This window comes from Streptomyces sp. NPDC001851 (assembly GCF_040297165.1).
GTDB lineage: Bacteria > Actinomycetota > Actinomycetes > Streptomycetales > Streptomycetaceae > Streptomyces.
On record NZ_JBEOYR010000020.1, the window covers coordinates 1 to 13023 of the forward strand.

Sequence of the window (13023 nt, forward strand, 5' to 3'; positions counted from 1 at the left end):
ACCACGTACTGGATCGCCGGCTTGTCCACGACCGGCAGCATCTCCTTGGGAGTGGCCTTGGTCGCCGGCAGGAACCGGGTACCGAGACCGGCCGCCGGGATGACGGCCTTGGAGATGGTGGGGCGGGAAACCATGTGGTGCTCGTCTCTCTCGTTCTGCACGTCAGGCGCCGATGAGGCCACGCTCGCCGGTCGGCTGCTGCGGAATACGCGCCTTGGCGAAAGCAGCCGGCGCGGGTGCCGGAGTCCGCTCCTCCAGGGGCAGCACCGCAGGGGTGGGCTCCTGGCCGAGGAACAGGCGGCGCACCACGCGCTCCGCCGCGTTCCCGTCGTCGAACTGCACGAACCGCTCGCGGAACGCCGTCCGCAGTTCGGCGGCCTTGGCGCTGTTCCAGGCGCCGGAACGGAAGACCTCGATCAGCTCGTCCTCGGTGGTCGCGGTCGCGCCCGGGGTCTCGCCCGGCTCGCCGGAGAGAATGTCGAAGTAGACGCCGCGGGCCTTGCGGTAGACCTCCCAGTCGTCGGCGTAGGTGACGATCGGGCGGTCGAGGCAGGCGTAGTCGAACATGATCGAGGAGTAGTCCGTGATCAGCGCGTCGGCTGCCAGGCAGAGGTCCTCCACCACCGGGTACCGCGACACGTCCTTGATCAGGCCGCGCTCCTGCAGCGCCTCCAGCCGGGGGTCGGCGCCGTAGAAGTAGTGGGTGCGCACGAGGACGACGTGGTCGGGGCCCAGCTCGCGGCAGAACCGCTCCAGATCGATGCGGGGCACGTAGCCCTTCTGGTAGTCGCGCACCGTCGGGCAGTAGAGGATGGCGGTCTTGCCCTCCTCGATGCCGAGTTCACCGCGAATACGGCGGACATCCTCGGCGGTGGCCCGGAAGTAGACGTCGTTGCGCGGGTAGCCGTACTCGACCGCCTCGAACGCGCAAGGGTAGACCCGCTCCCAGATCTCCGTGGAGTGCTGGTTGGAGGTCAGGCTGAGGTCCCACTTGTCGGCCCGCTCCAGCATCTTGGCGAAGCTCATGCCCTTGGCGGCGGCGGGGTACTTCTGCTGGTCGATCCCCATCTGCTTGAGGGGGGTGCCGTGGTGCGTCTGCAGGTGGACCTGCTCCGGGCGCTTCACGAAGTTGTTGGGGAAGTTGACGTTGTTGATGAGGTACTTGGCGCGCGCCATGACCTCCCAGTAGCGGGGGGAGTTCGCCACCACGTAGTCCACGCCCGGCGGGACGGTGTCCACCGCGTCGCGCTTCACGATCCACACGCCGTGGACGTTCGGGGCGAGTTCCTTCGCCTTGTGGTAGATGGCCGCGGGGTTGCAGGCGACGCCGCGGTTCCAGTAGGCCGCGTAGACCGCGAGGTTCTCGTCGACGGGGCGTCGCAGATGCAGCTGGTAGAGCCGGTTGTAGGCGGTCTTGCCGAGCTTGGTCTTGACCTTGGTGGCCCGCTTGATCACCTCGCGACGGGTGTTGCCGGCGGCGATCACCGCCGCGTACGCCGTGTAGGAACCGCGCTCCAGCAGCTGGAACCTGGTGCCCTGCGAGCCCTCCGGGAGGACGAAGCCCCTCGGCTTGAGACGCTTGTACTGGGCGGCCGCCAGCTTGAAGAACTCCGCCCGGTCCTTGGGGACGATGCGGTCCTCACGGGCCAGGGTGAACAGGAAGTGGCTGGCCATGCGCTCGAACATCAGCGGACGCACCGGCTCGGTGTGGGGGTTCTCGTCGAGGAACTCGAAGAGCCGGGCGTACTGCTCGAAGATCCCGAAGTGCTTGCGGCCGGGCGTGCGCATGGAGTTGCCCTGGCGGCGCTGGCGGTACTCGACGCAGACGTGGTCGGTGGCGGCGATGCGCTCCGCGGTCAGCATGGTCTTGTAGACCATGAGCGCGTCTTCGTAAATGCCGTCGGTGAAGGTGAAGTTGTGCTCGTCGACGTAGAACTCGCGGCGGTACGCCCGGTTCCACACCACGGCGAACATGTTGAGGTACTCGGGCCGCTCCAGGGCCGTGAACACGTCCGTGCCGGCGGCCATGAGCATCTCGCCGGCGGCGCTCGCCTGGACGCGGTTGTTCCAGTACGTGCGGACGTGGTTGAGCAGCAGGATGTCGGGGTTGTCCGTGGCGTCGAGGCGGTCGGCTATCGCCTGCAGCGCGCCTTCGGCGAGGGTGTCGTCGCTGTCGAGGAAGAGGATGTACTCACCGCGCGCCTTCAGTGCACCGGCGTCCCGCGCCTTTCCGATGCCCCGGTTCTCCTCGAAGTGCACGGGTATGACGCGGTTGTCCAGGGCGGCGTATTCATCGAGTATGCGGCCGCAGGAGTCGGGGGAGTGGTCGTCGATGGCGACGATCTCGAAGTCCTCGAAGGACTGGGAGAGGATGGAATCCAAGCACGCGCGCAGATACCCCTGAACTTTGTAAACCGGGACAACCACGCTTATTTTCGGCGAAGCGCTTCCATTCGCGAGGGGCATGCTTGGGGCTCCTGGACTGTCGGTTCAGACGCAACCGCGTCCCGCTGCCGGACAGCGGGACGGGAGGCGAGAAGGCACAAGGAGTGCGAGGTTAACGTTGATTTAAGCCTACCCCAACGCGACTGGTGGGATGTTCTTACCTCGCTCCGTCCATCGCTGGTCAGCCGGGGTGTGGCAAGGTTCACCCCGGCGTCCCCCGGTCTTCCTATCAGACCAGTGCGTCCTTGTAGTAAATGCTCGCCCGCTTGCTCTGGTCGGTGTCCGAGGTGTACGACGCGAAGCCGCTGCACAGCCGCAGCGCCGACGGGTTGGCGGGGTCGGGGATCTGGATGGCCATGCCCTCGGGCTCGCGGTAGAGCAGGGACGAGGCGGCCTTGGTGAGCTTCTGCTCCGCGACCGTGCCGGTGTTCCAGTCCACAGTCGTTATATAGGTGTTGCCGTCCGGTGATACGGAGCCGTTGCTGCCGTAGGCGGAGCCGGCCAGCAGGTAGAGGTAGCTGCCGTAGCTCGCGAACCCCTGGAAGACGTCGGTGTAACCGGGCTGCAGGTCGGCGGGCTGGGCGACGTCGGCGAGGGTGGTCCTGCCGCCCGACTTGAAGGCGGCGAGGTCGTACAGGCGGAAGCGGAAGACCCCGTTCACGCGGCAGCGGACCGCGAGCCGGTTGTTGACCGGGTCGATGGCGCAGGTGGTGCGGTCGACGCCGCTTTCCAAGGTGTACTGGGTCAGTGCGGAGGAGTCCGCGGTGAGCACCGACCCGTTGGCGAACTCGAACCGGGCGAGCCGGTCGCCCCAGCCGGTATAGGTGCCGTCGGAATTCGCGGTGCGGATGTTGTGCGTCTCGGTCCACAGAAATGAGCCGGACGTGGTGGATTCGACGCCGATCTGCACTCCGTGCCCGAATCCGCGCAGGTACATCGTGCCGAGAATGTTCCCGGAGAGGTCCAGCCGGGTCAGGGCGAGGTCGCCGTTGGCCTCGCGGTCGGCGCCGGAGTACGTCTGCGTCTCTCCGGGGAGCTGGAGTCCGCCGTCGACCAGCTGCACGGTGAAGACGTGCCCGCGCGTGTTGTCGAAGGCGAAGGACTGCAGCACACGGGTGCCGGTCAGCTGCACTTCACGCAGGAGCATGTCGGAGGGGTCGGTCAGGTCGAACCGCTTGCTCGCGGTGACCGAACCGGGCGTGACGTCGGCCTGGGAGGACGGGCGCCGGGCATGCGCGACACCCTCGGCCGCGCCGACGGCGACGAGCGGAACGGCCGCCGCGCCGACGACGGCGCCTCCTGTGCGCAGAAACCGTCTGCGATCGAGCATGGCGATGGAAACCCCCCAAGACCAGAAGAGAAAAGCGCCGATGTCCGCGCCTTTGGCGGGCAAAGAGGACATGCCGTGCCAAGGGGGAGCTGGCTGGATTGCTGGCCGGTCATTAAAGCACCCGGGAATCGATCGCGGAAGGGATGACGGAATCGGATATTCCGTTGGTCATGACGGCGTAAAGCTTCCGCCAAGGCGCCGGTGATGTTTGACGGATAGCGATGAGATTTGCCGGGAATGAGATGATTAAGTTTCTGGTTAATCTCCGCCAACGCGTGTTCGCCCTGTGTTGGCTTTGTGCTGTCTACGTGCCGCGGACCCGCTCTTTGTGACCGTTTGTGGTCGATATTCGGCCAGAGGGGTGGGGGTTCGTGATACGTGCGTCCTACAGACGCGGCTTCGTCGTAACGGTCTCCAGTGCGTTGCTGTCCGCTCTCCTGTCCACGCCGGCGTTCGCCGCGTCGGCTGCGGTGGCGAAGCCCAGGGACAGGACCGTGAGCGTGCCGGCGAGCAGGGGCGGCAAGGTGCCCGAGCAGCAGGCGGAGCAGACCATGACCAAGGCGCCGAAGGTCGCCTGGCCCAAGGGGGTGACCGCCAGGGTCCACCTCGCGAAGGCCCGGGCCGGACACTCCCTGGCCGTGTCGCCGTCGGGCGCCGTCGTCGACGCCTCGGCCGGCAGCGCCGCGGCCAAGTCCGCGGTGGTGTCGGTCCGGACCCCCACAGCGGCGCAGGTCCGCGCCGCGGGACTGCCGCCGCAGTCGGCGTTCGCGCTCGGCCAGAAGGCGGCCAAGGACGCCGTCGCCGAGGGCGGGAAGCTCGGCTTCTCCCCGTCCGGCGGCACTCCCGGCGACGTCGACGTGCAGGTCCTGGACCGCACGAAGAGCAAGGCGATCGGCGGCGTCGGCATGGCGCTGCGCCTGACCCGCAAGGACGGGAAGCCCGCCCCCGGACCGGTCGGCGTCACCCTCGACTACCACGCCTTCGAGTACGCCTACGGCGGCGACTTCGCCTCCCGGCTGCGCCTGGTGCAGATGCCCGCGTGCGCGCTCACCACACCGAAGAAGCGCGGCTGCTCCCCGGACATCCGCCGCTACCTGCCCCTCCACAACGACACGAAGACGGGCAGGCTGACGGCGACGGTGTACGCCGACGCCGACCCCGCCGCGACGACGAGCGCCCCGGCGTCCGGCATGCCGATGATGTCGGCGGCCACCACGTCCACGGTGACGGCGCTGACCACCGGCTCGTCCTCGGACACCGGTGACTACCGGGCGTCGACGTTGAGTCCGACCGGCAAGTGGGACGTGTCGACCGGCTCCGGCGACTTCACCTACGACCTGCCCATCACCTTGCCGAAGGCGCCCTTCGGCGCCACGCCGAACCTGTCGCTGTCGTACGACTCCCAGTCGGTGGACGGCCGCACATCGGCGACGAACAACCAGGCCTCCTGGGCCGGCATGGGCTGGGACCTGAACGTCGGCTACATCGAGCGCAAATACAAGAACTGCTCGCAGGACGTCAACAACACCGTCGGCGATCTGTGCTGGCAGTCGCCCAACCACAGCACCGAGCCGGACGGCGCCGAGTACGTCATCAGCCTCAACGGCGTGAACTCGGCCCTCGTCCAGGACGGCAACGGCACCGGGTCGTACCACGTGCAGGACGACCCGGGCTGGCGCGTGCAGCACCTGGCCGGCGGCCACGGCGCCGACGACGAGTACTGGGTGATCTCCTCCCAGGACGGTATGCGCTACTACTTCGGCTGGGGCCGCGCCGAGCGCACCGGTGACGCCACCCACTCCGTGCTGACCGTCCCGGTGGCGGGCGACGACACGGGCGAGCCCTGCCACGACCAGTTCCCGGAGCCGTGCACCCAGGCCTGGCGCTGGAACCTGGACCGCGTGGTCGATCCCAACGAGGTCGAGAACGCCTACTTCTACGACAAGGCCACCAACCACTACCGCTCGGTCATCAACACCGACAAGGCGCGCTCGTACGACGCGGCCGGCTACCTGACCCGCATCGAGTACGGCTGGGCCTCGCAGATCAGCGGTGCGAAGCTGCCCGCCAAGGTGGAGCTGAGCCATGTCGGTCGCTGCGTGGAGCGGATGAGCGAGGCGGACCCGCTGGGCCACGAGCCCGCCGCCTGCCCGGGCATCTCCGCCAACCCGGACTCGTACCCCGATGTGCCCACCGACCTGATGTGCGACGGCACCTCGGCGGACAACTACTGCGCGGGCAAGACGTACTACCCCACCTTCTTCACCACCGACATGCTGTGGGACATCAAGACCTACGTCAGCGACGACGGCGGCACGACGTGGGACCCGGCGATGCAGTACCAGATGAAGTACGGCCTGCCGAACCCCGACGGCACCGTCGGCAAGACCCTCTGGCTCGACTACGTCCAGCGCGAGGGCTACGGCGACGGCCCCGACCTGCGCCTGCCGGTCATCAACTTCAACGGTGAGTGGCTGGACAACCAGGTCGGCTCCTCCACCCTGAACTTCCGCCGGGTCGACAAGGTCTACGGCGACCTCGGCTCGGTCACCAGCGTCACCTACGGCCAGCCCGACGCCTGCGACATCAACAACCTGCCGAGCGAGTCCTCGAACACCGAGGACTGCTTCTGGCAGAAGTGGACCCCCGAGGGCGACTCCGCAGCGAAGACGGGCTGGTTCAAGAAGTTCCTGGTCACCCAGGTCTCCGTGGACCCGGGCGTGGGACAGGGCGCCAACACCGATGGTGACCCGGTCATGACCACCCGGTACGAGTACCACGGCGGGGCCGGCTGGCGGTTCTCCAACGACCCGCTGATCTCCGACTCCGAGGAGACCTGGTCCGAATGGCGTGGTTACCCGCAGGTCGAGGTCTTCACCGGAACCAAGAGCAACGCCGCCTCCACGTACTACTGGCTCTACCGCGGCCTGGACGGCGACCGCACCTCCAAGACGGACACCTCCGCCACCCGCGGTGCCTCGGTCACCGACGGCTACGGCACCTCCTGGACCGACTCGGCCTGGCTGGCCGGCAAGACCCTGGAGTACTCGAAGCGCGACGGCGACGGCAACTCGCACCAGCGCGTCCGCCAGGAGTACTGGGTCCATGACACCGCCCAGTACGACGGCCTGCCCGACGCGCGCTTCGTGCGCGAGAGCAAGACCACGACGGACGACCTGACCTCCACGGGCTGGCGCGAGCACGTGGTCAAGGACGAGTACGACGACACCTCCTCCACGAGCACCACCTACGGTCTGCCCCTGCGCACCAACGACTGGGGCGAGGTCAACGTCGACGACAACCGGTGCACCACCTACGGCCGCGCCTACAACACGTCCAACTTCCCGAACTCCGACGTCAAGCGCTGGATGGTCTTCCAGGACGAGGAACGCCACTACGACGCCGACTGCGCCGACCGCTCCTCGGCCAACCAGGACTCCTACAAGGTGACGCTGTACGACGGATCGACGTCGGTCGCGAACAACGACGCCGCCCTGGTCGACGGTGACGCGACGGAGAGGGACGCGTACACAGACGCCGATCCGGCGCACGCACGGAAGACCTGGACGGACTACGACCAAGCCGGCCGGGTCGTCGCCACCTATGACGGCAAGCGCAACAAGACCACCACGACCTACTCACCGAACACGACCTGGCCCACCGACGGCGTCAAGGTCACCACGCCCGACCCCGACGGCAGCGGCGCCGCCACGGCGCAAACCACCACGACCTGGTACTCCCGTCTGTGGGGGACGCCGTACATGATCGTGGACGCCAATGGGCGCACCACGCGTCTCGTCCACGACTCGGTGGGCCGCTACAGCCAGATCTTCAAGCCGACGGAGATCGCCGACTATCCCAGTGGCGATCCGTCCATGCGGTTCACCTACGTCCTCCCCACCGGCACCAACAGCGACGGGGTGCCCGATGCGATCAACGGTCCGGCGAGAACGACAACGGCTGTCCTGCAGTCGTCCGGTACGTGGCTGACGTCCTACCAGTACATCGACGGGCTCGGCCGCACCCGTGAGACCCAGTCGACGGCGCCGGACGGCACCGGCCGCACCGTGGTCTCCACCCGTTACGACACGTCCGGCAATGTCACCGGGACCTCCGCGCCCTTCTACAACTCCAGCGCGGCGGGCTCCGGGATGGTGCTGCCCACCGTGGATGTCCTCCCCTCCTACACCGACCCGGTCATCGACTGGGCCGGCCGGGCCACGCAGACCCAGATCCTGGTCAACGGCACGCCCCAGCCGGCCGGCCACACCCGTACGTACTACTACGGCGACCACACCACCACGGTGCCGGCCACCGGGGAACGCACCGACACCTACACCGATGTCTTCGGGCAGACCACGAAGGTCGTCGAGCACGGCCCGAACGGATCCCAGTCGACGTCGTACGAGTACACCCGCAGCGGGCACCTGAAGCAGATCACCGACGCCAAGGGCAACACCACCGGCTACACCTACAACTGGCTGGGGGACCGGCTGACCACGCAGGACCCCGACGCCGGATCGTCCTCGACCACGTACGACGAGAACGGCCAGGTGGCTACGACCACCGACGGGAACAGCACGCAGCTGACGTACCAGTACGACGCGCTGCAGCGGCTCCGGACGGTCTCCCAGGGGTCCACGCCGCTGTCGGAGCTGACGTACGACAGCGCCGGCGGCGGGGTGGGCGAACTGGCCTCCTCCACGACGTATGCGAACGGCAAGGCCTACACCCAGACGGTCACCGGCTACGATTCCCGCGGGCGCATCACAGGCCGGACGTACGTCATCCCGGACGACGGTTCCGGTTTCGCCAACTCCTACAAGTTCACCTACGGCTACGATCTCGCCGACCACATGACGTCGGTGAGCTACCCGGAGGTCGGCGATGCCGCCACCGGCCACCTTCCCGCGGAGACCGTGACCACCACGTACACGGCGCAGGGTCTCCCGTCGAAGCTGTCGTCCGCACTGGCCACCTACCAGTCGTCCATCGGTTTCGACCGCCTGGGTCGCCTCAACGCCCGTGCCTTCGGCGCGAGCGGCGGCGCGGACGCCACCGTGAACCGGGCGTACTCCTTCGACGACGCGAACGGGAGCGGCGCGCTGTCCGGCGTCAAGACAACGGTGACCGCCGGCGGCACCAACACGGTCGCGCAGGACGATTCCTACTCCCGCGACCTGGGCGGCCAGGTCACGGGCGTGACGGACGGCGTGGCGAAGCAAAGTGAGTGTTACGCGTACGACGAGCTCAACCGGCTCACCCGTGCGTGGACGACGCAGGCCACCGACGGCTGTTCGGGAGCGGCCGCGCACGATCTCAGCAGCAGCCTCGACCCGTACGACCAGTCGTACACCTACGACGAACTCGGCAACCTGAAGTCCGTCACGGACACGACGGCCGGCGGGACGGCCACGAAGAACTACACCTACCCCGGATACGGTGCCGGCGGCTCCGCGTACACGCCGGGCCAGGCCCACCCGCACGCGGTGACCCAGGCCGGATCCGACACGTTCACCTACACCGGCGCGGGACAGATGCACACGCGCACGGTCAACGGTGTCAGCTCGACGATCGACTGGAACGCCCAGAACCGTGTCAGCCGGATCACCCAGCACAAGCCGACGGGTGACGACGTGTCGGCCTACGTGTACGACACGGACGGAAACCTTCTGCTGCGCACCTCGCCGAAGGAGAACGTCCTCTACCTCGAAGACCACGAACTGCACCGGGTCAACGGGGTGGTCAAGGCCACGCGCCTGTATTCGGCGGCGGGCACAACGGTGGCCATGCGCACGGGTGTGGACTCGGGTAACGGCAAGCTGACCTGGCTTCTGGACGACGGCCAGGCCTCCGCTTCGCTGCTGATCACCATGGGAGGCGTGATCACGCGTCGGCGCTACACCCCCTTCGGGCGGCAGCGCAACGTCGGGGGCGCCCTTCCGGACGGCCTGGACCGCGGTTTCCTCGGCAAGCCCGAGGACGACAGCACATCGCTCTCCGTACTGGGCGCGCGCATGTACGACAGCACACTGGGCCGCTTCCTCAGCCCGGACGAGCTGTCCGACCCGTACGACCCGCAGAACCTCTCGGCCTACAGCTACAGCGACGACAACCCCGTTTCGTACAGCGATCCCTCGGGTCTGCGATTGATGTGCGGCGAGGCATACAATGCGCCCGCGTGCCCGAAGAACGACCAGAACGGCGACGGGGTCCCCGACCACACGACGACGGTTCAGGGCAGTGGCGACCCGTCCCCCAGCGACTACAAGAACACAGGGGACTTCGGATCCAAGAAGCCTGGCTGGCGAGATGAAAAGGCCGGCATCGAGCTCGCGTTCGTCATCGCCGGCTGGCAGACCCTCGGCGACGGCGTAGCCGCATCCATGGCTGAGCACTACCTGCAGCGCTCCGGTGACGACTACAAGCTCGACAACGCCATCATGGCCAAACTGCTCAGCCTGAAGACCGGCAAGAAGAAGATCAACGACGCGCTGAGTGAACTCGCGGCAAAACTCGTGTCGGGAACAAAGGGGAAGACGGTTCAGGTCGACAGCCTGTGGAAGAACGCTGTCATCCCCAAGAACGAGGACGAGGACCTGTACTACGCGATGCGCGGCTACCAGTTCAGGATCACCGGTACCGGGAACCGGTCCGTCGACCGCGCCGGCAAGAACGTCGTAAGCATCAGCTACTCCATTGAAGTCAGAAAGGCGTACAACTTCGATTACGGAGAGAAGGTGCACGGCCTCGACCTCGGGCAATTCGGCCGACTGCATGAGGTCGGCATGGCCAGAGAGTTCATCGTGACCGGACACACCGACTGGTGCAACGGGTACCAAAAGGAATTCGACTGACGTCTCGGATTCCTCGGTGCGGGGCCACAACCGCGTGGCCCCGCACCGGGCTTGCCGGCAACTAGAGTGCGTGGAGTGAAGGATGAAGGTCATCGGCAGTGGGCGGACGGGCGCCGGAACCAAGTTTGTCGCCACCCTCCTGGGGGTGCTGTGCCTCCTTCTCTCCGCATGCCACGATCGTTCCGCTTCCCCGGCCGGCGGACAGTGCTCGAAATCCTCGCGAGTGGCAGCTCTGCATGACGCCAGAGCCTGGCGGGTCGCCCTTCCCGAAGAGGCCGGCACGGTCTATCGGTGCGCCGATGGAAAGGGCGGGGGACTGGCTGGGCAGGCGCATTTCAAGTTCTCCATCCCGCGACGCCTCACCGGTTCCTACTTCGCGTCCATGGGAGTAGTGCCTCTCGCCGCCTACGACGTGCGCGACGATTTCGCCGATCTGGCGCACTGGAGCGGAAGTGACCTTTCACGGGTGAAGAAATACCAAGCGGGTTCGAAAACTCGCGGGAACTTCGACTTCACGGTCTTCGTGGACGAGGACTCCCCGGCTCGGGCCGACGTCTACGTAGAGGTCGTCTGTTCCGGGTGAGCAGGCCGGCGCCCCGCGGGGTGCGGGCGTCCACGTCGTGAGCGCGTGGGCGCCGTCCGGGCCGGGTGGCGTAGATTGCCGCACAGGCAGCCGGACCTACGCGAGGGGACAGACAGCACGGTGGCAAGGGCAAGGCAGGCCGTACCCGAGGCCCGCAGGATCGTCGTCAAGGTGGGGTCCTCCTCGCTGACCACCGCCGCGGGCGGCCTCGACGCCGACCGTGTCGACGCGCTCGTCGACGTCCTCGCCAAGAGCCGCAGCGGCGGTGAGAAGGAGATCGTCCTCGTCTCCTCCGGCGCCATCGCCGCCGGTCTCGCCCCGCTCGGCCTGCGCCGCCGCCCCAAGGACCTCGCCCGTCAGCAGGCCGCCGCCAGTGTGGGCCAGGGGCTGCTCGTCGCCCGCTACACCGCCTCCTTCGCCCGCTACGGCGTCCGGGTCGGCCAAGTCCTGCTCACCAGCGACGACATGAGCCGCCGCGCCCACCACCGCAACGCCTCCCGCACCCTCGACAAGCTCCTCGCCATGGGTGCCCTTCCGATCGTCAACGAGAACGACACGGTCGCCACCGACGAGATCCGCTTCGGCGACAACGACCGCCTCGCCGCCCTCGTCGCCCACCTCGTCCACGCCGATCTCCTCGTCCTCCTCTCCGACGTCGACGGCGTCTACGACGGCGACCCCGGCAAGCCCGGGACCTCCCGGATCGCGGAGGTGCGGGGGCCCGGGGACCTGGCCGGTGTCGAGATCGGCAGCGCGGGCAAGGCCGGCGTCGGCACCGGCGGAATGGCCACCAAGGTCGAGGCCGCCCGGATCGCCGCCGCCGCCGGCATCCCCGTGGTGCTGACCAGCGCCGTGCACGCGGCGGACGCCCTGAGCGGAGCCGACACCGGCACCTACTTCCACCCCACCGGCAAGCGCTCCGCCGACCGGCTGCTGTGGCTCCAGCACGCCTCCACCCCGCAGGGCGCGCTGATCCTGGACGACGGCGCGGTGGACGCCGTCGTGAAGCGGCGCACGTCGCTGCTGCCCGCCGGAATCGCCGCCGTGGAGGGGGAGTTCAGCGCAGGCGACCCCGTGGAGCTGCGCGACACGGCGGGCCGCGCGGTGGCCCGCGGCCTCGTCAACTTCGACGCCAAGGAGATTCCCCGGCTGCTCGGGCGTTCGACCCGCGAGCTGGCCCGGGAGCTGGGTCCCGCGTACGAACGCGAGGTCGTACACAGGGACGACCTGGTGCTGCTGCACTCGTAAAACGGGACGTAACGACGGCTCCCGGTGGGGGACGTTCCGTAAAACCGCCCCGCGGTGCCGTAGGGCCTGCTCAACTTTGTGTCAGGACACGTTTCCGAGTGCTGGGTGAAGGAGGCCGTCGTGAGACGAGTGCGCCCTGGGGTGACAACCCGCGGTGCTCTGACGAGCGTCGCGGCCGGGGACGCCTACGAGGAGCCCAAGGACCTGCCCCGGCTGTGGCACGTCACCCTCAGCGTCTCCGGGCAGCAGGTCCCCCTGCCGGACCTGCGCCGTGCCCTGGAGCAGCTGGCCCACGACCACCCCTTCCTCCTGACCAGCAGATACGCCACCGACCACGCCGAGATCAGGTACTGGGAGGAGGCCCGCGACCTGCACGACGCCGCCGCCGTCGCCCTGCGCCTGTGGGGCGAGCACCGGCAGAGCGCCGGACTGCCCGCCTGGGAGATCGTCGGCCTGGAGGTCATCGACCGCGAGACCTACCACCAGCGCATCGCCGAGGGCTACGGCCCCGCCCCCGCCACTCCCGTCGGCGTCCACCCCTTCTGAATGCCCCCCGGACC

General features: G+C 67.9%; 7 protein-coding genes. 4 read left to right on the top strand and 3 right to left on the bottom strand.

The window, feature by feature from the left end; all coding sequences use genetic code 11:
• The 3 genes from ABT171_RS27160 to ABT171_RS27170 all read right to left on the bottom strand — a co-directional run.
• Nucleotides 1-134 (bottom strand): sugar phosphate nucleotidyltransferase (locus ABT171_RS27160; RefSeq protein WP_351248458.1); only part of this gene is annotated, 134 nt, incomplete at its 3' end.
• Nucleotides 135-162: 28 nt separating this feature from the next.
• Complete coding sequence (locus tag ABT171_RS27165) at nucleotides 163-2466, bottom strand: bifunctional glycosyltransferase/CDP-glycerol:glycerophosphate glycerophosphotransferase (protein ID WP_351248202.1); 2304 nt, start codon at nucleotides 2464-2466, stop codon at nucleotides 163-165.
• Nucleotides 2467-2674: 208 nt separating this feature from the next.
• Nucleotides 2675-3775 (bottom strand): phage baseplate protein, encoded by a 1101-nt coding sequence (locus ABT171_RS27170; protein ID WP_351248204.1) that lies wholly within the window; start codon nucleotides 3773-3775, stop codon nucleotides 2675-2677.
• A gap of 494 nt (nucleotides 3776-4269) precedes the next feature.
• Here ABT171_RS27170 and ABT171_RS27175 point away from each other — a divergent pair, with 494 nt between their 5' ends.
• From ABT171_RS27175 to ABT171_RS27190, 4 genes are all read left to right on the top strand, one after another.
• On the top strand, nucleotides 4270-10632 hold the full coding sequence (locus ABT171_RS27175) for an RHS repeat-associated core domain-containing protein (RefSeq protein WP_351248206.1): 6363 nt from the start codon (nucleotides 4270-4272) through the stop codon (nucleotides 10630-10632).
• Between the two features lie 82 nt (nucleotides 10633-10714).
• Nucleotides 10715-11215, top strand: coding sequence for a hypothetical protein (locus ABT171_RS27180; protein ID WP_351248207.1), 501 nt, complete (start codon nucleotides 10715-10717; stop codon nucleotides 11213-11215).
• Nucleotides 11216-11335: 120 nt separating this feature from the next.
• Nucleotides 11336-12463, top strand: a complete 1128-nt coding sequence (gene proB / locus ABT171_RS27185) for a glutamate 5-kinase (RefSeq protein ID WP_351248209.1) — start codon at nucleotides 11336-11338, stop codon at nucleotides 12461-12463.
• A 120-nt stretch (nucleotides 12464-12583) separates the two neighbouring features.
• Nucleotides 12584-13009 carry a DUF8830 family protein gene (locus ABT171_RS27190; protein ID WP_351248211.1) on the top strand — a complete coding sequence of 142 codons (426 nt, stop codon included), beginning with the start codon at nucleotides 12584-12586 and terminating at the stop codon, nucleotides 13007-13009.
• Nucleotides 13010-13023 lie beyond the last annotated feature (14 nt).

What these genes read in the sequence shown, in the direction of transcription:
- ABT171_RS27170 (WP_351248204.1), bottom strand. Translation starts at nt 3,775, where the DNA reads ATGCTCGATCGCAGACGGTTTCTGCGCACAGGAGGCGCCGTCGTCGGC.
- ABT171_RS27165 (WP_351248202.1), bottom strand. Translation starts at nt 2,466, where the DNA reads ATGCCCCTCGCGAATGGAAGCGCTTCGCCGAAAATAAGCGTGGTTGTC.
- ABT171_RS27180 (WP_351248207.1), top strand. Translation starts at nt 10,715, where the DNA reads ATGAAGGTCATCGGCAGTGGGCGGACGGGCGCCGGAACCAAGTTTGTC.